Raw genomic sequence first — 21,028 nt, 5'->3', positions numbered from 1 at the left:
ACTTAAATACAAAAAAATGAAAAACGCAATCATAATGATCGCACTAGTTGCATTTGCAACAACAAGTTTAAAAGCACAAACAACAAATTCTGACAATCGTGATAATTTGACTTTTGGTTTAAAAGTAGGAAGTAATTTTTCTAACGTTTACGATTCTGAAGGAGAAGATTTTGTAGCAGACGGAAAATTCGGATTAGCAGCTGGAGCATTTGTTGTAATTCCATTGGGTAAAATATTTGGAATACAACCTGAAATTTTATATTCTCAAAAAGGTTTTAAATCGACTGGAACTTTTTTAGGACAAAGTTATGAAATGACTAGAACTACTCATTTTATTGATGTTCCAGTTCTACTTTCTATCAAACCAGTAGAATATGTTTCTATACTTTTTGGACCACAATTTTCTTACTTGATGAAACAAACCGATGATTTTACAGGCGGAACATTAACTTCAACTCAAGAAGAGGAATTTGATAATAGTAATCTTCGTAAAAATATTTTAGCACTTACAGGTGGAGCAGATATTAATATTGATCATCTTGTAATAGGCGTTAGAGCAGGTTGGGATATTAAAGATAATGATGGTGATGGAAATTCAACAACGCCTCGTTACAAAAACATGTGGTATCAAGCCACAGTAGGTTACAAATTTTAATAAATAACACTAAAATAGTTTACAATGGACAATTCAAATAATACAGGAAAAATAGTTGGTTCTTTAGTAGTTGGCGCACTAGTTGGTGCAACATTAGGGGTTTTATTCGCACCACATAAAGGAACAAGAACTCGAAGTATGATAGCTAGTGGAGCTGAAGATATGACTAAAGATTTCAAGAAAAAAATGAGTCGTGAAGCTAAAGATTTTAAAAAAATGGTATCAAAAGATGCTAAATTGTTAAAAGAAAAGGCTTCTAAATTAGAGGAATTAGTAGAAGGAAAGTTTGAAAGTGTATCTGCAAACATAAAAGAAAAAGCAAACGCACTTTTGCACATGAATTCAGACCACGAAATTAAATAATAATTTTTTGCAACAGTTTTGCTATTTTGAATAATAGTAGGACTGTTGCTTAATCTTTAAATCAAATCAAATGAAAAATTATATTTTAAAGTTAACTTTTGTATTGAGTTTAGTATGCTTATTTATAGTAAGTTGTAATAATTCTCCAAAGGCAAAAGAAACTAAATTAGAAAATGAAATGGAAGATGTTGTTGACGCTCAAGTAGCTTTACAACAATCAAAATTAGATTCAGTAAGTGATTATGTTGCTTTTAAAGAAAGTATTGAATTGAAAATTGATGAAAATCAAAGACAAATCGATGAAATGGTGATCACAATAAATGCATCGAAAGACTCTAATAAAGCTATGTATATTAAACAATTAGCTAAGTTGGAAGAAAAAAATGGAGAGTTAAAAACAAGACTTCAAGACTATGACCAACAAGGTTCATCAGAAAAATGGGAATTGTTTAAAGTAGCTTTTAATAATGACATGGATGATTTAGGTAAATCTATTTCAAATATGGCAGCTCGTAACATGAAAAAATAGAAATAATGAAAACAATTAAATTTTCAATCAGTTGTAAGCAAGTTATTTTAATTCTCTCTGTTTTGTTCTTGGCAATAAGTTTAGCTTCCTGTTCAAAGAAAACGGTTTTTAATACCTCTTCCATAATTCCTGCGGCTAGAGGCGAAGTAAAAGTGAAAGAGGATAAGAATAACAATTACAAAATTGAATTGCAAATATCGTATTTAGCCGAACCAGAGCGATTAAATCCACCAAGAAAAACGTATGTAGTTTGGATGAAATCAGATGATTATAATGCTATCAATCTTGGTCAAATTGTAGGTTCTTCAAAGCTACATGTAAAATTTGAAACGGTTTCTTCATCAAAACCAAAAAAGATTTTCATCACCGCAGAAGACGATGCAAGTGTCCAATATCCTAGTTATATGATTGTATTGGAAACAGATAATCTTTAGTAATAAGTTTTAGTTTTAGTTTAAATAAAAGTTGGTTAAGGAAAACTGCTCTCGGGCAGTTTTTTTGTTTTAATAAACCATTTTTAATTTAAATTCCCAATTTGTAAAATACCCAAAAATCAATATAACGAGTATAATTAGTTCTATAAAAAGAAGTAAGATGAATAAAAACACCCGAAGAATATTTTGAAGTTTCGAATAGTTTTCACTGAAAGTCTTGTAGTAATTAAAAATAATAAACAACAAAATTATTGAAGGAGTAGCATAATTTAAAAAATCGAAAAACAAGTACGTTGGATCAATATATTCAATGAAAAACAGCAACATTGATATTAAATTAATTATAATTACTCCCAAGTATATCATTCCTGCTATTATGAAATGCTCGCTCAAGTTTAATTTTTTTCTACCATATACAATGAAACTATTAATAGCAAACAGCGGAATGAATGCAAAAATTATTAGTTTCGAATAACTGCTTAAAAAAGTATCAATTTTTTTTCCTGCATTGTCAGTTTCAGGATTTAGTCTTGTGTTAAAATAGTAATGAGATAATTCATTCTGAACATGATTTATAAAAATCAAAAGTCCTATTATAATTAATGTAAGATAAAAAACATTATAGTAGCGAATTCTTTTTCCAGATATATAATCTAATGCAGCTTTTCCTGGTCGAAGCAAGGCTTCTTTTAAAGTAAATAGTATTCCTTTCTCAATATGCCAAACTCCATGAAGAATATCGTGAAATATGAAATGTTTGAAAGTAATTCTGTGATTGTCAGTCTTTTGACCGCAGTTGGGACAGAATTTTTTTGAAACGGGTTCATCACAATTTAAGCAATTATTGGAATGGCTCATAATTAGTATTTGGTTTCACAATTATACAAAAAAAAGCACCAAATTCAATTAGTGCTTTTTGATTTTTTTAGTTATTGCTTTTCAATCTAAAGTCTTGCATTCACAAACTCTTTTATCCAAGGCGAAACTTTATCTTTTTAAAGGTTTTAGTCTCGCTTAGTTGCGGATTTTTAACCAATTATTTTCTATCAAAGATAAAATTTTTTGTAAATGTATAATTGTGTTTACTACAAAATTCGGAATCTTGCCTAATGGCTGTTGGAAGTAGTTTTTATTTTATATTGGAATTTATGCCATTACAAAAATCAATAAATGTCTTAAACGAGGATAAATGATTTGTACTTGATGCTCTATTTATAAGTTCATTTAAGTAATATTCTTCAACTACTTCATTAGGGTTTTTCTTAGTGTAGCGAATATTTCTTTCTAATAACATTTCAGATAAATAGATTTGATGAAATTGTGCTTTTGTATCATATCCAGTGAAATTACCCATTAATTCAGGGTCATTTGTGCGTACATTATAAAAATTATTGAAAGATAACAATTTTTGACTGTGAGGTTGTCTTGAATAAACATTTCTGTTGCCAAGAAACCAAGTTTCAATGCATTTATTTTGAACAATTATTATTATTTCACAATTATTTAAAGTTAATTTATTATTTGCTATAAAATCAACAACTTGTTGTTTTCTTTCTTCAACAGAATCATCGTCAGAATCTAAACAGATTACAAAATAATTAAATTTTAAAATTAGATTAACATCTTCAAATGCGTTTTTAAGATGATTATCTAATAATGATGGAAATCCATTTCCATTAAATAAATAATAATTATTCTTTTCAACTTCAAAAGGATTTTTGATTTCTTTCAAAGCAGGAATTAATATTGAAAGCCATTTTGGATAGACTTTTTTTTCCGTTCTTCTTCCTTCAACAAGAAAATATATATTCATAATTATTCTAATCCAGTTTGATATTCTTCAAGTTGCATTAATTGCATAAATGAATCGTGTTTTGACTTTCCAAAATTATACTTTTCTAAATCATGTGTTTTGACTACACCAGATTTTCTTGTAACTAATTTCCATTTTGAGTAATGAATATTATTTATAATATAAGGATGATGACTTGTTATAATAAATTGAATTTCTCTATTTGAATTAATTATGTCATTAGTTAATTCATCTATACAATTTATACCCAATGAGTTTTCAAACTCATCAATTAAAAAAACAGTTCCTTCTGGGCATAGATACATTTCACTAATGTGTATTAATGTTCTAAACATACCAGATGAGATTTTGCCTTGTTGTATCCATTTTTCAACTCCAGTTTCTTTTATTTGAATAAAAGGATAATCAATCAGAAAACTTGGCATTTCTTCATTTTTAAAATCTAGTGGCTCAATTTTAAGACCTTCAACTTGAGGGAATATTTCAGTAAATCTTTCTTTAATGTTGTTAAATGTTTTTTTATCATTTTTGTACACTAAATATAATTTAACTCTAACATCTTCATCAGACTCTTGAATACTTTTTAATGTGGTATATTTTTTGGTTAATTTACTAGCGTTGAATATACTCAATCTAAAAGGTTCTTTTTGCGAGTCCGCTTGATCACTGAATATAAGTTTTTTAAAACCTTCAAATGCTGGTTTTATTTGATCTTCTTCTTTTAAAATATTTATTACACTTTCTTGAGATGAAAATTTTAAAGTTTTTTGGTCATTAAAATAAGTTTCAGAAATACTTCTTTTAATTATTTCTTTTCCATTAAGAGTGACGGTTTCGTTTAATATTTTTGGTTTGTTTTTATCTGATTCATCATCATCATCTATAAATTGATAACCTTTGTTTTCAAATTCACCATTCCATTTATACACTTCACCAGTTATTGTTTCAAATTCTACATCCCAGAAAATTCCACTAATAGATTCTCCATTAGCAATGTTTTTTAAAGAAAGAATTGCTTTTAATATTTGAGTTTTACCAACACCTGAAGCTCCAACCAGTAAAGTTAATTTGTCAAAGGAAATACTTTCTAAGCTCCATTCTAGTGATTTATCATTAAAAGAGAATTTATTTATTTTCATTTTATTTCAATATAAATTATAAACAAATTTAGTTATTATTTTTTGATTAACAATTTTCTTCTAAAATTACTGCCAACTTGTATATAGTCGCCACAAACAAACATTTACAAATAATCATAACTGTTTGTAACTAATCGTAAATATATAAAAAAATCCTTAATTGCTTTGACACAATTAAGGATTTCAACTATTTTATAAAACGAGTTATTGTTTCTCAATCCAAAGTCGAGCATTGACAAACGCTTCAATCCAAGGCGAAACGTCATCTTTTTTATCCTTTGGGTAATATGCCCAATTCCATGGGAAAGTCGAACGCTCAATGTGTGGCATCATGACCAAATGTCTTCCAGTTGTATCGCACATCATCGCGGTGTTATAATCAGAACCATTAGGATTGGCAGGATAACCTTCGTAGGCATATTTCGCAACGATATTATATTTTTCTTCAGCATAAGGCAATTTGAATTTTCCTTCACCATGAGAAATCCAAACACCAAGTGTAGTTCCAGCCAAAGTATTCAACATCACCGAATGATTCTCTTGAATCGTTACCGATGTAAATCCGCTTTCGTGTTTGTGCGAATCATTATGATGCATTTTACCATGAACTTCATGTTCCGGATTGATTAATTCTAATTCCATAAACAACTGACAACCGTTGCAAATTCCAACAGAAAGTGTGTCTTCACGTTCAAAGAATTTTTTCAACGCATTGTTCGCTTTTTCGTTGTATTTAAAAGCTCCAGCCCAACCTTTTGCCGAACCCAAAACATCTGAATTCGAAAATCCACCAACAGCTCCAATAAACTGAATATCTTCCAAAGTTTCTCTTCCTGAAATCAAATCGGTCATGTGAACGTCTTTTACATCAAATCCAGCCAAGTACATTGCATTTGCCATTTCACGCTCAGAATTACTTCCTTTTTCACGAATTATAGCTGCTTTCGGTTTTGTCACACTGAGCGTGTCATCCTGAGCGCAGTCGATGGACGAAGTGCTTTTCAATTGAAGTGTTCCATCAAAATGACTTGGGAATTGATACTGTAAAGCTTGTTGTCCTAAATTATCAAATCGTTCTTTAGCTTTGTTATTTTTGGTTTGTTTTTGATCGAGTAGGAACGAGGTTTCAAACCACATTTTTCTATAACTTGAAACTTGAAACTTGAAACTATCAATTTCTAATACATTAGAACTTTCAACAGAACCAAGTTTGTAATATTCTAAACCTTCAAACGCTTTTTCAAAAACAGTATCGTCTTTCGCTTGAAGCACAATTCCAATATTTTCCGCAAATAAAATTTTGACTAAATCTTTTTCTACAAAAGAATCAAAAGAAATTTTAGCACCCAAATTCACATCAGCAAAACACATTTCTAATAAAGTTGTGATCAATCCACCGCTTCCAATATCGTGTCCTGCAACGATTTGTCTATCTTTTATTAAATCTTGAATGGTATTAAATGCTTTCTTAAAAAATTGAGAATCTTTGATTGTTGGCGTTTCTGTTCCAATTTTATTTAAGGTTTGAGCAAACGAACTTCCACCTAATTTAAAATCATCTTGCGATAAATTGATGTAGTAAATCGAACCTTTGTTTTTTTGTAAAACTGGTTCAACCACTTTAGTAATATTTGAACAATTTCCAGCTGCAGAAATAATTACTGTTCCTGGCGCAATTACTTCATCGTTTGGATATTTTTGTTTCATAGAAAGCGAATCTTTTCCTGTTGGAATATTGATTCCCAATTCGATAGCAAATTCCGAACAAGCTTCCACTGCTTCATATAAACGAGCATCTTCACCTTCATTTTTACAAGCCCACATCCAATTGGCAGAAAGTGAAACCGATTTTAAATTTTCTTTTAACGGAGCAAAAACAATATTTGATAAGGCTTCTGCAATGGCATTTCTACTTCCAGCTTTTGGGTCAATTAATGCCGAAATAGGAGAGTGTCCAATAGAAGTTGCTATTCCTTCTTTTCCGTTATAATCCAATGCCATGACACCAACATTATTCAATGGCAATTGTAATGGTCCAACGCATTGTTGTTTGGCTACTTTTCCACCAACGCAACGGTCAACTTTATTAGTCAACCAATCTTTACAAGCAACAGCTTCAAGTTTTAAAACTTCTTCTAAATATGCAGGAATATTTTCTTCAGAATATGCTAAATCACTATAATTTCTAACTATAGTTTTGTCTGTCATAATCGTTTTTGGCGAACTTCCAAAAAAGTCTTCCAAGGCATAATCCATTGGTTTTGCACCAGTAGTTTTCGACTCAAAAGTAAATCTGTGGTCGTTAGTTACATCACCTACTTGATACATTGGAGAACGTTCTCTATCGGCAATTTTTTGAAGAATATCGATATCTTTTTCACCAATAACTAATCCCATTCTTTCTTGCGATTCGTTACCGATAATTTCCTTTGCAGAAAGCGTTGGATCGCCAACAGGAAGTTTGTCTAAATCGATTAATCCGCCAGTTTCCTCTACTAATTCAGATAGACAATTTAAATGTCCACCAGCACCATGATCGTGAATAGAAACGATTGGATTGTTATCACTTTCTACCAATCCACGAATGGCATTGGCAGCACGTTTTTGCATTTCAGGATTCGAACGTTGTATTGCGTTTAGTTCAATTCCAGAACCAAAAGCTCCAGTATCAGCAGATGAAACTGCAGCGCCACCCATTCCGATTCTATAATTTTCACCACCAAGAATTACAATTTTATCGCCTTCTTGTGGTTTCTTTTTTATGGCTTGGTCTAATTTTCCATACCCAATTCCACCAGCCTGCATGATTACTTTATCGTAACCTAATTTTCTTGCCTGTGCTGAGCTTGTCGAAGCATCGAAGTGCTCGCTATGTTCAAACGTTAGAATTGAACCCGTAATTAAAGGTTGTCCAAATTTATTTCCAAAATCGGAAGCTCCATTAGATGCTTTTATCAAAATATCCATTGGCGTTTGATACAACCAAGGACGTTCATGCATTCCGTTATTTTCAAACGAACGATTATTAGTCAATCGAGAATACGATGTCATGTAAACCGCAGTTCCAGCTAATGGTAATGAACCTTGTCCGCCAGCTAATCTATCTCTAATTTCTCCACCAGAACCCGTAGCTGCACCATTAAAAGGTTCAACTGTTGTTGGGAAATTATGCGTTTCTGCTTTTAATGAAAGTACAGATTCAAATTCTTTTTCTTCGTAGAAATCAGGTTTATCAGCGCTTTTTGGAGCAAATTGAGTCACTTTTGGACCTTTTACAAAAGCCACATTATCTTTATATGCCGAAACAATATCATTCGGATTTTCAGAGGATGTTTTTTTGATTAATTTAAAAAGAGAAGTTTCTTTTTCAACGCCATCAATAACAAATGTACCGTTGAAAATTTTATGACGACAGTGTTCAGAATTGGCTTGTGAAAAGGCAAAAACTTCGGAATCGGTAAGTTTTCTGTTTAATTTTTTTGATAAATTTTCAAGATAAACCACTTCTTCATCACTTAAGGCTAAACCTTCTTGTTTGTTATATGTGGCAATATCTTCAATCTCTAAAATAGCTTCGGGTTGGATATTGATAGAAAAAATATCTTGATTTAACTCAGTATATTTTTGCGAAAGCATCGGATCAAAATTGGTAAAATCAGCAGTGACTTTTTCAAATTCTTCAATTCTGATAATACCATCAATTCCCATGTTTTGGGTAATTTCGACAGCATTTGTACTCCAAGGCGTAACCATTGCGGCACGTGGACCAACAAAAAAATCCGCAAGAACGGATTTATCTATTTTATGAGCGTTGCCAAATAACCAATTTAATTTTGAGATAGTTTCTGCTGACATTTCGACTGCGCTCAATGTTTTTTTTGTTTGGACAGCAAATACAGTAGCGGTTTCGTTTCCGAAAAAGTGAATCATTGTGTTGTTGTTTAATCTGAACTTGTTTCAGATACTCATCTGATAAAGTTCAATTTTAGTTGTGTTGCAAATTTAAGTCAAATAGTGTGTAGTGCCAAAAAAGAAGTAAATAGTTTTTAACGAGTTTTTGACAATTTAGTTTAAAGAAAAAAAGGTTTCAATTTATAAAACGGAAACCTTTTGTAAAATTTACATTAACACAATTAAGGCACAAATTGATAAGCACCTAAATCCGTTGATGTAGTTCTGTCATTATTATTTATATCAAAAGGATATAAAGTTGCAAAACTTGAATCATTGGGTAAATTCAAATCTTCTGATAGCCACAACTGATTTAATGATTCATCTTCAAATTTCGGATTGAAAGTTGAAGAATTTGTAGCAATAGAACAATTAATATAATGTATTGAATCTGTTGTAAATTGGTATAAAGGATTACTTGTAAATTGATTATTAATATTATTGAATCGGATTAAGCAATGATTAAATTTGTAATTAAAAAGTGTTGTAACAGTATCTGATTGAACATTGTCAAGAATCATTTCTACTTGATTTCCACCGTAAATAATACAATTATTGAAATTTGCAGCAACTAAATCTTTCACATAAATAGCGTCATTGGTTTCCAGATTATTATTAACTAATACGGCAACTTGATTTGAACTTGACCAATTGTTATTGAAAGTACAATGAGTGAAATTATATGTACCACCATAAGTACACGCTAAAGTAGCTTGACCAGCATTATTTATTACTAAATTTGTGCCTTCAACATTTGATTTTCTTGCTAATAATCCAAAATTAGAACAATCATAAATTTGAGAGTTCTGTATTTTTAGATATGGTGTAGCAGTATCTGTAATTGTCGCTAAATTTTGCGATAATATACCGATAGTTGCATTTTTTATAGTTAAATGATTGATATAGTTTTCTGTAGAAGTAGAATAGTTGATAATTGCACCCCATTGTCCCGGAACATTTGAAAATTCGGGTTCCAATCTGTCTCCTTCAAAAATAACTTCATTTTCCAAAGCTTCTGTAGTCGATAAACCACCATTGATTTTTAACACAGCATTTTTACCAATTACTAATCCAGAATTTGCATGAAAATGAACTCGCGCACCAGGATTTACAGTTAAAGTTTCTCCATCAGGAACAAAAGCATATCCATAGACGACATAAGGTTTAGTGTTTCCCCAAGTATATTCATCACCATTCGTTGGATCGGCATGATCTAAATTACTTCCAACAGCAATTACATTTTCTGCATCATCATTGACACCAAAATTTACAGTTTCATATATAAAATCATCATCGACACCACTTCTTTGTGGATAAATAAAATAGGCATCCTGAATTAAAGTAACCAATTCAACTTTTTGAATTTCTCCATTACCATGAATGAAATTAATTTGGTCAGTATATAAAAAATCAGTTGGATTTGCACTTGCAACATCTGATGTTACTTCTATAAAAATGAACATACTGTCTTTAGCAAGAAGTTCGACATCATTGAATATTTTTCCATCGCCAATGGTTCCATCATCAGTTCCATCTTCACCGGTCAAACCATCAATCATCATTCGATATTTTGAGTTTACACCTTTACCTAATTGTATATTTGGAATTGAAATATCAGCATCACTTTTATTATAAACTTTTAATCTATAAGTACTTGAGCCAATATTTGTAAAAACTGTATCCAAATAGACTGTATCTTTTGAAAATGTCAATCCACCTTTACTTGATTCAAATTCAAAGTCATTGCGACAAGAACTTAGTGAAATTAATAGTCCAACAAGGAAAATAAATAGAGAATTTCTCATAAATGATTGTAATTTTGGTAAAAGTAGTTATTTAATTTAAAAATTGAAATGACGCGTTAAAAATATTAGTTTAAACGTTTGTTTTGTGAAAATAGTACTAAAAAACTATCTTTTTTCTTTTTCTATTCTCTTTTCTCCGATTATCTTTACATAAAAATTATTAGCTATGTCATTTGATAAAGATAAGATGCTTCAATTGTGCAAAGAATGGTCAAAAAATACTTTAATGGAAACTCTTGAAATTGAATATGTTGATGCAGGTGAAGATTTTCTAAAAGCAACAATGCCAGTCAATTCGAGAGTGCATCAACCTATGGGATTACTTCATGGCGGAGCAAGTGTAGCTTTAGCTGAAAGTGTTGGAAGTGCTGCATCAATTATGTTTGTAAATCCTGAAAAACAAGAAGTTAGAGGAATTGAAATTTCTGCAAATCATGTTAGAAGTAAACGAGAAGGATTGGTTACAGCAACGGCAAAAATTCTTCATAAAGGTGCAAGTATTCATCTTTGGGAAATCCGAATTGTAGATGAAAATGATAAGTTAATTTCGCTTTGTAAATTGACCAATATGATTTTACCGAGCAAAGGACGATGAGTTACTTATTTCAAAAAGTAAAAGAACAGTTCAATAATAAACTTCCGTTTGTTTGTTATTGCAAACCTAATTCTGATAAAATAATTGCCCTTCTTCAGAAAGACACTTCATTATTTGAATTAAGAAACGAGGATTGTGGTTTTGCTTTTGTTTCTTTTGATAACGAAAAACGGTATTTAATTCCTGAAAATAATTCGGATATTTACTTTGAAACGGTTTCAACTTCCGATTTTATTTTTGAAAATAATTTTGCATCAGAAATTAATTTTTCAGATAAAAATAATTTTGAAAATTTAGTTCAAAGTGGTGTAGAAGCTATTCAAAATGGGACTTTTGAAAAAGTTGTTTTATCAAGAAAAGAAACTATTGAAGTTGATAATTTTGATTTGGAATTGGTATTCAAAAAATTAGTTTTCAATTATAAAACTGCTTTTAAATATTTTTTCTTTCATCCTGAAATTGGATTTTGGATAGGAGCAACGCCAGAACAATTTCTAAAAGTTGATGACGATTTTGTTAAAACAGTTTCTCTTGCTGGAACGCAAACTTTTGATAAAAATGTTGAAACAATTTGGCAAAATAAAGAAATTAAAGAGCAACAAATTGTAACCGATTATATTGTAAATAATTTAAAGTTATTTTCTGACGATGTTACTTTTTCAAAACCATATAATCAACAAGCAGGAAGTTTAGTTCATATTAAAACAGATATTCAAGCAAAAATTAATGGCAGAAATAGTATTCCAAAAATAATTGAATTGTTACATCCAACTCCTGCTGTTTGTGGTTTTCCAAAAGATAAAGCGAAACAGTTTATAGTAGAAAATGAAGGTTATAATAGAGAATTTTACGCAGGATTTTTAGGCGAATGGAATAAAGATTTCCAAACATATAAAGAAAATCGTTCAGATTTATTTGTGAATTTACGTTGTATGAAAATTGAAAATAAAGAAGTAAATTTATACATTGGTTGCGGAATAACTAAAGACAGTAATCCTGAAAAAGAGTTTATTGAAACCGTAAATAAATCAATGACGATAAAAAAGGTTTTGTAAATAGGCAGTATATAATTTGTAAAAATACGTTATACAACAATATAATTATAAAAAATGAAACTAGATATATTAGCATTCGGAGCTCATCCTGATGATGTAGAATTGGGTTGTAGTGGAACTATTGCAAAAGAAATTTCGCTCGGAAAGAAAGTTGGAATTATCGATTTAACACGTGGTGAATTAGGAACACGTGGCTCGGTAGAAATTCGTAATTCTGAATCGGCCAAAGCTTCTCAAATTTTAGGAGTTTCTGTAAGAGAAAATCTTGATATGCGCGATGGATTCTTTGTAAACGATGAAGCTCATCAGTTGAAAATTATAGAAATGATTAGAAAGTATCAACCTGAAATTGTACTTTGTAACGCCATTGATGACCGACATATCGATCATGGTAAAGGAAGTAAATTAGTTTCTGATGCTTGTTTTTTATCAGGTTTGCGAATGATTGAAACCGAAAGTAATGGTGAAAAGCAAAGTGCATGGCGACCAAAGTTAGTATATCATTACATGCAATGGAAAAACCTTGAGCCAGATTTTGTTGTAGATATATCTGATTTTATAGAAGTTAAAATGCAATCTATTTTAGCCTACAGTTCACAATTTTATAATCCAAATACTAACGAACCTGAATCGCCAATAAGTTCGAAAAATTTCCTAGATAGTGTTAAATATCGTGCGCAAGATTTAGGAAGAATAGTAGGAGTGGATTATGCTGAAGGATTTACTGTAGAAAGATATTTGACAGTCAATAGCTTAAGCGATTTGAAATAATTTTTTTAAATTTTTCTTTGTAAAAAGAAACTTTTGCAATACATTTGCACTCGTTAAAAATGGTGGTTGTAGCTCAGTTGGTTAGAGTAGCGGTTTGTGGTGCCGCGGGTCGCCGGTTCGAACCCGGTCAGCCACCCATAATTAAAAAGCCTTGAAGAAATTCAAGGCTTTTTTTGTTTTTATAACTTTTTATAAATTATTCTGCCATTCTTTTCAAAATTGCCCATTGTTTTAAAGCCGTACGAGCTTCAACAGCTGGATAACCCAACATTGTTTTTCCTGCTTCAACATCGGCTGCAACACCTGAACCTGCTCCAATTATTGCTCGATCTCCAATTGTAGTGTGATCTTTAATAGAAGCACTACCGCCAATGATTACTCCGTTTCCTAAGGTTACTGAACCTGCTAATCCACTATTTCCAGCCATAATACAGCATTTTCCTAACTTACTATTATGACCAATTTGAACTAAATTATCAATCTTGCATCCATCACCCACAACAGTAGAACTGAATTTTCCTCTATCAACACAAGAGTTTGCACCAATTTCAACGCCATTTCCAATGATCACATTTCCAATTTGAGGAATTTTTACCAATCCTTTTTCAGGACAAGGTCTAAAGCCAAAACCATCTGCTCCAATAGTACAATTTGGATGTAAAATACAAAATGCTCCAACATGGCATCGTTCTCTTACAACAGCACCAGACCAGATTATGGTATTTTGACCAATTATTGAATGGTCTAAAATAGTAACATTTGGATAAAGTATAGCATTATCTCCAATTTCAACATTAGGACCAATATAACATCCAGCACCAATTTTTGTTCCGTTTCCAATTTTTGCTGTTGGATGAACAACTGCCGTTGGATGAATCATTTCATCAAATTGTGGAGCATCAGGTGCAAACATTTCAAGCACTTGAGACATTGCTAAATCAGCATTTTTTACTTTGATAAAAACTTTGTTTTCACCAGGTTCAATAGAAATATCCTCATTTACAATAGCAGCACTCGCATTAGAATTTACCCAATATTTTTCATATTTTTTACTGCCTATGAAAGAAATTTCTGTTTCTTTTGCTAAATCAAGTTGTTCAGGTGCGGTTATTGAATGGGTTGTTTTTCCTATGATTTCACCATTTAAAACAGTGTTAATCTCTTGAATAGTAAGGTTTTTCATTTAGGTTTAGTTTGGTTTGAGATTCCAAATTAAGTGAATTGTTTTTACATTCACTAATATTTAGATAAAACCATTTAGATTATTTAAAAAATTATAAATTTGTTTTTTTATTTGATAAAATTATGAAATACATTTTCCTTTTATTTTTATTGCCTATTGTAGCTTTAGGACAATTTGAAAAATCAATTAAGTTGAAGGTTGCGGTAATTCAAAATTTTGTTCAAAAAGGTGAAGAAGGTGAAACTGCCTATTGGCAAACTAAAGGTAAAATTACTTTTGGTATAGTGAATTATACCGAAGAGCAAAACCCAATTTTCAAGGAGTTATTTATTAATCAATACAGAGAAATTCTTCCAATTTATAAGAAAATGGTAGTTTCTGAAGATGAAAAAGATACTAATTTATTTATAAAAACATTAATTAGACAAGAGCAAGATTACAGAAAATTACTAACCCAAGATCAACTAAAAAAATACTTTAATCAATTAGCTGAATTTGAAAAAAATAACCCTCAAGCTAATGATTCTTATTCGTCATTATTTTTTTCTGAAAATTTATTAAAAGAATATATTGAACGATTTTAACAACAAAAAACTCCTGAATTTTCAGGAGTTTTTTTATTACTTAATTATTTATCTGATTTGTCAACCACTAATCGATTTTCTCTATTTGCAATTTCCCAAGCGGTTGCAAAAGCCAATTGAGTTCTTTTTGCCAAAGCATCAAATTCAATTTTTTCTACATCATCAGTTGGTTGATGATAATCTGCATGACTTCCATTAAAATAAAATACAGATGGAATTCCGTTTTTAGCAAAATTATAATGGTCTGAACGATAGTAATATCTATTTTTATCGGCTTTATCATTGTATTTATAATCCAGTTCCATACCGATGTATTTTTTATTCATTTCCTCACAAACGTTGAATAAATCTGTTGAAAGATAATCGGAACCAATTACATATATATAATTATTTGTATTTGGATGTAAATCATCACGACGACCAATCATATCGATGTTGACATCAGCAACTGTATTTTTTAGAGGAAATAATGGATGTTCAGCATAATATCTTGAACCATGTAAACCATGTTCTTCTCCAGTTACATGAAGGATTAAAACAGAACGTTTCGGTCCATTTCCTTCATCTTTTGCTTTTTGAAAAGCCGCTGCAATTTCAATCAAACCAACAGTTCCCGATCCATCATCATCTGCACCATTATAAATAACACCATTTTTAACACCTACGTGATCATAATGAGCAGAAACCACAACAATTTCTTCAGGTTTTTCACTTCCTTCAATAAAAACCCAAATATTTTCTGAATCAGGAAGTTTTGGACTAAATCCTTTTTTCATAAATTCAGAAGGTACTTTTTGATAAAAATCACTGGCACCTTTTGGAAAAGAAAGACCATTTTTTTGATGCTGTTCAATGATATATTTTCCTGCTGCTTTTTGGCCTTCACTTCCAGTGTTTCTTCCTTGCATTTCATCAGATGCAATAATGGTTAAATGTGTTTTTAGTTCTCCTGCTGTGATAGAACTAATGTAACTAGGAACATCAAGTGGCTTTTTCTCTTTCTCTGTAATTTTTGATGTGGAACAAGATAAAAGAGTTATTGAAATTATGCTTGTTAATAGTATTTTTTTCATATTTAATGGATATTTATAAATGTATATATTGCTAAGAACATCAAGATAAAAATAACTGAAAATAAATTTATAAAAAACATTACAATTCCTTTTATGATTGAAACAATTCTTTTTTCACTATAAAAACGGTGATGTGCAGGAAAGAAATAGTAAAACATATAGATAACAGCCACACTTTTAAATATATAATCGATGACTCTAAAAAAAAGATATTCGCTTAGATGTCCTAAAATAAAACTTTCAATTTTTAATATCAATAATGATAAAAGTAAAAATGAAAAATAATGCAATGTAAATATACCATGATCAAAGTAATACCAACGTTTTTTGTTTTGAAATAACCATAAAACAAAGGCAAACAAAGGCATATAGATAAACAATGCTTTAGGTAAATTATGTACAAACGATTCAATAAATTTTTCTTTAATTTCCTTTCCAGTGTATTTATCCTGAACTAGTTGTGCTTTTCTAGTAAACCAATATTCAAAATCTCCAAGTTTTTCGGATTCAGGAGAATATTTTTGAATAGAATCTAATTCCTCAACAGATTTATATTTTTTACCTAAAATTGTAAATTCAGATTTATCATCTAATAATTCTTTTTCTTTTGAATCCTTAATAAATTTCTGAATTGAATCAGAATCTTTTTTTGATATAATACCTTTTTTTTCTAAATCGATAATTTTTTGTTGCTCTGTATAAATCGTGTCAATTTCTACTTTTGAATTTTTTGAACTTTTTGATTCTGTTTTTTTTAACCCATCCTGAAATCCTTTACCAAAGCTATCTTCATTATTAGGAATCACCGCAATCAAAAAGAAAGTTACAAAACTTATAAAAATATACAATCGTACAGGAGCAAGGTATGACAAACGTTTCCCAGATAGATATTCTTTACTTAAAGATGCAGGTTTAAGTAAAAGATTTTTTATGGTTTTCCAAAAAGCATTTTCATAGTGCGTTAAATCTTCAAAAAAATGCACAAACAGATGATAAAATGTTTTACGTGTATCGGTGTTTTCTTGACCACAATTAGGACAGAAACGACTTGCAACAACATGATTGCAATTCAAACAAGTTTTATCTTCTCTTAAAGGACTTTTGTGCGACATAGACTAAACAATATTTTATGTTGTAAATCTATATAAAAAAAATTAGTTTTACTTTTGATACGCTCAATTAGTTATAAAATTTTATTTTTGTTACAAATACATTTAGAAAAATGCAATCATCAGCTAAAACACCAGACCAATACATTTCAGAACTTCCTGAAGATAGAAAAGAAGTAATGCAAAAACTTCGTGACGTAACTTTGAAAAATCTTCCTAAAGGTTTTGAAGAGCAAATGAGTTATGGTATGCTAGGATATGTTGTGCCTCATTCAATTTATCCAAATGGTTATCATTGTAATACAAAAGATCCTTTGCCTTTTTTTGCAATAGCTTCTCAAAAGAATTCCATAAACATTTATCATATGATGGTTTATTCTGATAAAAATCTTCATGATTGGTTCTCTTCAGAATATCCAAAATATTGTAAATCTAAATTGGATATGGGAAAAAGTTGCATTCGTTTCAAGAAAATTGATGATATTCCTTTTGAGCTAATAGGTGAATTACTTTCAAAAATTACTGTCGAGCAATGGATTTCTGAATATGAAAAAGTGCTAAAAAAGTAATAATGTTAGATATAATAAAAGAAAATTACTGTCTCATTTTTGAAGAAAAACTTCTTGAAGAAATAGCTCAAGTATCAAAAATCTATGATTTTAAAGAAGGAGATGTGCTGATTGATTTTGGTGATTATATCAAAAATATGCCATTATTATTGAAAGGAGCAATCAAAATTTTAAGAGAAGATTTTGACGAAGGAGAACTAGTGTTATATTTTATAGAAAAAGGAGATACTTGTGCCATGACAATGGCTTGTTGTCTTGGAGATACTAAAAGCGAAATTAAAGCTGTTGCAGAAACCGATGTGAAACTAATTATGATTCCAATAAATAAAATGGAAGAATGGTTAGGTAAATATAAATCGTGGCGAAATTTTGTTTTCAATAGCTATAACAATCGACTGAAAGAAATGCTATCTGCAATTGATAATTTGGCATTTATGAATATGGAAGAGCGTTTATTGAACTATCTTTTTGACAAAGCAAAAATCAATAAAACAAATCACATTAAAAATACACATCAAGAAATAGCATATGATTTGCATTCATCCCGAGTTGTTGTTTCCAGATTATTAAAAGCTTTAGAGAACCAAGGAAGAATAAAATTGCATAGAGCTTCAATTGAAATTGTTATATAATTGTAACAATAGTTACCTAATTTAAAAGTATAAAGACGAACCTTTGTTCCACAAAATTTAGTAAATGGAAATTTCTCAAGTCATAGGATACATTTTAGCCGTTTTTGTTGGAATAACTTTAGGGTTAATAGGTAGTGGCGGTTCAATTTTATCGGTTCCAATTTTAGTTTATATTATGGGTGTTGAGCCTATTCTTGCAACTGCATACTCTTTATTTGTTGTAGGAACAACAGCTCTTTTTGGAGGTGTTCAAAAGGCAAAACAAAAGTTAGTTGATTTTAAAAAAGTGGTTTTGTTTGGTATTCCTACAATTCTTGCCGTTTTCTTAACTCGAAAATTCATTGTACCTAATTTACCAGATGTTATTTTTTCTACAACTTCATTTGTATTGCATAAATCGGTTTTGATAATGGTTGTTTTTGCCATCGTAATGATTTTTGCTTCAGTGAGAATGATACAACCTTTGAGAGAAAAAATAGTTAATGATGATACCAAACTAAACTATACATCAATTTTCACTCAAGGACTTTTTATTGGTTTAGTTGCAGGATTCGTTGGTGCAGGTGGTGGATTTTTAATTATTCCAGCATTATTATTTCTTGCCAAAACTCCCATGAAAATGGCTGTTGGAACTTCTCTGTTTATTGTTTCTGCACAATCATTAATAGGTTTTATTGGTGATATTCGTCCTGAACAAAATTTAAATTGGAATTTGATTCTAACCTTTACAGTTTGTTCTATAATTGGAGTTTTTATTGGAAGTTATCTCTCTAAAAAAATTGAAGGCGAAAAACTCAAAACATGTTTTGGATGGTTTGTACTCGCTATGGGAATTTACATCATTATAAAAGAAATAATTTTATCATAATAAAATGCTAATTGTAACAATTGATACAATTTTAAAGAATCATATTATTTAATTTTGTACCAATAATATTCAGAAAATGAAAATAGAACAAATTTATACAGGTTGTTTAGCACAAGGTGCTTATTATATAGAAAGCAATGGTGAGGTTGCCATTATTGATCCACTTCGTGAGGTGCAACCGTATGTTGATAAAGCTACTGCCAATGGAGGCAAAATAAAATACATTTTTGAAACACATTTTCATGCCGATTTTGTCAGCGGACATGTAACATTAGCTCAAAAAACAGGAGCTCCAATTGTTTATGGTCCAAGTGCTAATCCAACTTTTGATGCGCATATTGCTAAAGATGGTGAAGTTTTTCAATTGGGAGAAATAACTATTACATGTCTTCATACGCCAGGTCATACCATGGAAAGTTCATGTTATTTATTGAAAGATAAAGATGGAAAAGATTATGCTCTTTTTAGTGGAGACACCTTATTTTTAGGAGATGTTGGTCGACCTGATTTGGCACAAAAAGCAGCCGAAATGACACAAGAACAATTAGCTGGAATTCTTTTTGATAGTTTGCGTAATAAAGTGATGACTTTAGCAGATGATGTAATTGTTTATCCTGCGCATGGTGCTGGAAGTGCTTGCGGAAAAAATTTAAGTAAAGAAACGATAGGAAGTATTGGTGATCAAAAAGCAACAAATTATGCGCTTCGTGCCGACATGACGCGTGATGAATTTATTTCAGAAGTTACCGATGGTTTATTGCCACCGCCAGCTTATTTCCCTATGAATGTGAAGTTGAATAAAGAAGGTTATGCAAATGTGGAAGATATTATTAAAGAAGCGAAAGCATTTGATGTAAAAACATTTGAATTAGTTGCTAACGAAACGGAGGCTTTGATTTTAGATGTTCGTAACCAAGACGATTTTGAAAAAGGACATATTCCAAAATCAATTTTTATTGGAATTGACGGACAATTTGCTCCTTGGGTTGGTGCTCTGATTTTAGATAGTAAGCAAGAAATTCTTTTAGTTACTCCAGAAGGTAGAGAAGAAGAAACTATTAAAAGATTAGCGAGAGTAGGATATGACAATACTTTAGGTTATTTGAAAGGAGGATTTGAAAGTTGGAAAAATGCTGGTTTAGAATATGATACAGTTACTTCTGTTACAGCAGAAAAATTGGATGAGATTCTGAATCAAGTTCAGAATGACAATAAAAAAGTTCCAGTTTTTGATGTAAGAAAGCCAGGTGAATATACTTCCGAACATATTTTAGATGTTCCTTCAACACCTTTAGATTTTTTAAACGAACATTTAGCTGAGTTTCCTAAAGAAGAAAACTTTTACTTGCATTGTGCTGGAGGTTATCGTTCTATGATTGCTGCTTCAATATTAAAAGCTCGTGGATATCATAACGTAATTAATGTTTTAGGAGGTTTTGCCGCAATAAGAAATACAGGAATTAAAACGACAAATTATGTTTGTCCATCAACTTTAAAATAGGTTGAATAAGCAACAAAAATAAAAGTTAATTTATTTTTGTTTAATAAATTAAATAGTATATTTGGAACACTATTTGTTATAAATAAGTAAAGAAACATTAATTTAAAAAAAATATAAAAAATGAAAAAAGTAGCATCAATGTTAGCTGTAGTAGCGTTTTTATTTTCAATGAACGTTAACGCTCAAGAGCCAAAACAAAAAAAGAGAAAAGCTAAAACTGAAAAAGCGTCTTCAACTGAAGAGAAAAAGTCATGTGAAGCAGGAGAGAAAAAAGGTGGATGTTGTGCACACAAAAAAGCGGAAGAAGCTAAATAATATTCAGATTTAATATATTTATAAAGAGTGTTCGAGTTTTCGAGCACTTTTTTTTATGCTAAAATATCCAATTAAGCTTCTATT

21 protein-coding genes and 1 tRNA gene are annotated in these 21,028 nt (G+C 30.5%); 14 read left to right on the top strand and 8 right to left on the bottom strand.

Features of this window, described 5'->3' with window-relative positions:
- The first annotated feature begins 16 nt into the window (after window positions 1–16).
- From Q0049_RS14085 to Q0049_RS14070, 4 genes are all read left to right on the top strand, one after another.
- Window positions 17–655, top strand: a complete 639-nt coding sequence (locus tag Q0049_RS14085) for a porin family protein (protein WP_298121052.1) — start codon at window positions 17–19, stop codon at window positions 653–655.
- Between the two features lie 24 nt (window positions 656–679).
- Window positions 680–1,018, top strand: a complete 339-nt coding sequence (locus Q0049_RS14080) for a YtxH domain-containing protein (RefSeq protein ID WP_298121050.1) — start codon at window positions 680–682, stop codon at window positions 1,016–1,018.
- Window positions 1,019–1,088: 70 nt separating this feature from the next.
- Entirely contained in the window at window positions 1,089–1,547 is a 459-nt protein-coding gene (locus tag Q0049_RS14075; protein WP_298121047.1) for a hypothetical protein, read from the top strand.
- 5 nt (window positions 1,548–1,552) lie between these two features.
- Window positions 1,553–1,981, top strand: coding sequence for a hypothetical protein (locus tag Q0049_RS14070; protein WP_298121043.1), 429 nt, complete (start codon window positions 1,553–1,555; stop codon window positions 1,979–1,981).
- 69 nt (window positions 1,982–2,050) lie between these two features.
- Here Q0049_RS14070 and Q0049_RS14065 read toward each other — a convergent pair whose 3' ends face one another.
- The 5 genes from Q0049_RS14065 to Q0049_RS14045 all read right to left on the bottom strand — a co-directional run bounded on the left by Q0049_RS14065 (window position 2,051) and on the right by Q0049_RS14045 (window position 10,689).
- Complete coding sequence (locus Q0049_RS14065; RefSeq protein ID WP_298121041.1) at window positions 2,051–2,839, bottom strand: DUF3667 domain-containing protein; 789 nt, start codon at window positions 2,837–2,839, stop codon at window positions 2,051–2,053.
- A gap of 271 nt (window positions 2,840–3,110) precedes the next feature.
- Window positions 3,111–3,794, bottom strand: coding sequence for a hypothetical protein (locus Q0049_RS14060; RefSeq protein WP_298121039.1), 684 nt, complete (start codon window positions 3,792–3,794; stop codon window positions 3,111–3,113).
- A 2-nt stretch (window positions 3,795–3,796) separates the two neighbouring features.
- Complete coding sequence (locus Q0049_RS14055; RefSeq protein ID WP_298121037.1) at window positions 3,797–4,933, bottom strand: ATP-binding protein; 1,137 nt, start codon at window positions 4,931–4,933, stop codon at window positions 3,797–3,799.
- A gap of 204 nt (window positions 4,934–5,137) precedes the next feature.
- Window positions 5,138–8,863, bottom strand: coding sequence for a phosphoribosylformylglycinamidine synthase (gene purL / locus Q0049_RS14050; RefSeq protein ID WP_298121034.1), 3,726 nt, complete (start codon window positions 8,861–8,863; stop codon window positions 5,138–5,140).
- A gap of 203 nt (window positions 8,864–9,066) precedes the next feature.
- Complete coding sequence (locus tag Q0049_RS14045) at window positions 9,067–10,689, bottom strand: hypothetical protein (protein WP_298121031.1); 1,623 nt, start codon at window positions 10,687–10,689, stop codon at window positions 9,067–9,069.
- A gap of 166 nt (window positions 10,690–10,855) precedes the next feature.
- Between Q0049_RS14045 and Q0049_RS14040 the strand changes: the two genes are divergently transcribed.
- The 4 genes from Q0049_RS14040 to Q0049_RS14025 all read left to right on the top strand — a co-directional run bounded on the left by Q0049_RS14040 (window position 10,856) and on the right by Q0049_RS14025 (window position 13,246).
- Window positions 10,856–11,284, top strand: coding sequence for a hotdog fold thioesterase (locus Q0049_RS14040; protein WP_298121028.1), 429 nt, complete (start codon window positions 10,856–10,858; stop codon window positions 11,282–11,284).
- Window positions 11,281–12,339 carry a chorismate-binding protein gene (locus Q0049_RS14035; protein WP_298121025.1) on the top strand — a complete coding sequence of 353 codons (1,059 nt, stop codon included), beginning with the start codon at window positions 11,281–11,283 and terminating at the stop codon, window positions 12,337–12,339. The genes Q0049_RS14040 and Q0049_RS14035 overlap by 4 nt, the downstream gene beginning before the upstream one ends.
- Window positions 12,340–12,393: 54 nt before the next feature.
- Window positions 12,394–13,110 (top strand): bacillithiol biosynthesis deacetylase BshB1, encoded by a 717-nt coding sequence (bshB1, locus tag Q0049_RS14030; RefSeq protein ID WP_298121022.1) that lies wholly within the window; start codon window positions 12,394–12,396, stop codon window positions 13,108–13,110.
- Window positions 13,111–13,172: 62 nt separating this feature from the next.
- Window positions 13,173–13,246 (top strand) — tRNA-His (locus Q0049_RS14025).
- Window positions 13,247–13,306: 60 nt separating this feature from the next.
- Here the strand turns inward: Q0049_RS14025 and lpxD are convergent.
- Entirely contained in the window at window positions 13,307–14,293 is a 987-nt protein-coding gene (gene lpxD / locus Q0049_RS14020) for a UDP-3-O-(3-hydroxymyristoyl)glucosamine N-acyltransferase (protein ID WP_298121021.1), read from the bottom strand.
- A 122-nt stretch (window positions 14,294–14,415) separates the two neighbouring features.
- Here lpxD and Q0049_RS14015 point away from each other — a divergent pair, with 122 nt between their 5' ends.
- Window positions 14,416–14,877: a hypothetical protein gene (locus Q0049_RS14015; RefSeq protein ID WP_298121018.1), complete on the top strand. Its 462-nt coding sequence runs from the start codon at window positions 14,416–14,418 to the stop codon at window positions 14,875–14,877.
- 44 nt (window positions 14,878–14,921) lie between these two features.
- On the opposite strand, the gene Q0049_RS14010 is transcribed toward Q0049_RS14015, so the two are convergent.
- Both Q0049_RS14010 and Q0049_RS14005 read right to left on the bottom strand, forming a co-directional pair.
- Complete coding sequence (locus tag Q0049_RS14010) at window positions 14,922–15,950, bottom strand: M28 family metallopeptidase (protein ID WP_298121016.1); 1,029 nt, start codon at window positions 15,948–15,950, stop codon at window positions 14,922–14,924.
- Between the two features lie 2 nt (window positions 15,951–15,952).
- On the bottom strand, window positions 15,953–17,062 hold the full coding sequence (locus Q0049_RS14005) for a DUF3667 domain-containing protein (protein ID WP_298121014.1): 1,110 nt from the start codon (window positions 17,060–17,062) through the stop codon (window positions 15,953–15,955).
- Between the two features lie 110 nt (window positions 17,063–17,172).
- Here Q0049_RS14005 and Q0049_RS14000 point away from each other — a divergent pair, with 110 nt between their 5' ends.
- The 5 genes from Q0049_RS14000 (at window position 17,173) to Q0049_RS13980 (ending at window position 20,944) form a co-directional block, all read left to right on the top strand.
- Window positions 17,173–17,628: a DUF1801 domain-containing protein gene (locus tag Q0049_RS14000; RefSeq protein WP_298121013.1), complete on the top strand. Its 456-nt coding sequence runs from the start codon at window positions 17,173–17,175 to the stop codon at window positions 17,626–17,628.
- 2 nt (window positions 17,629–17,630) lie between these two features.
- Complete coding sequence (locus Q0049_RS13995; RefSeq protein WP_298121011.1) at window positions 17,631–18,260, top strand: Crp/Fnr family transcriptional regulator; 630 nt, start codon at window positions 17,631–17,633, stop codon at window positions 18,258–18,260.
- A 64-nt stretch (window positions 18,261–18,324) separates the two neighbouring features.
- Entirely contained in the window at window positions 18,325–19,128 is an 804-nt protein-coding gene (locus tag Q0049_RS13990; protein WP_298121009.1) for a sulfite exporter TauE/SafE family protein, read from the top strand.
- Between the two features lie 76 nt (window positions 19,129–19,204).
- Complete coding sequence (locus Q0049_RS13985) at window positions 19,205–20,629, top strand: MBL fold metallo-hydrolase (RefSeq protein WP_298121007.1); 1,425 nt, start codon at window positions 19,205–19,207, stop codon at window positions 20,627–20,629.
- Window positions 20,630–20,749: 120 nt separating this feature from the next.
- Window positions 20,750–20,944: a hypothetical protein gene (locus Q0049_RS13980; RefSeq protein WP_298121004.1), complete on the top strand. Its 195-nt coding sequence runs from the start codon at window positions 20,750–20,752 to the stop codon at window positions 20,942–20,944.
- Window positions 20,945–21,028 lie beyond the last annotated feature (84 nt).

Source organism: Flavobacterium sp. (assembly GCF_027484205.1).
Lineage (GTDB): Bacteria > Bacteroidota > Bacteroidia > Flavobacteriales > Flavobacteriaceae > Flavobacterium.
This window is presented reverse-complemented; position numbering and strand designations above follow the sequence as displayed.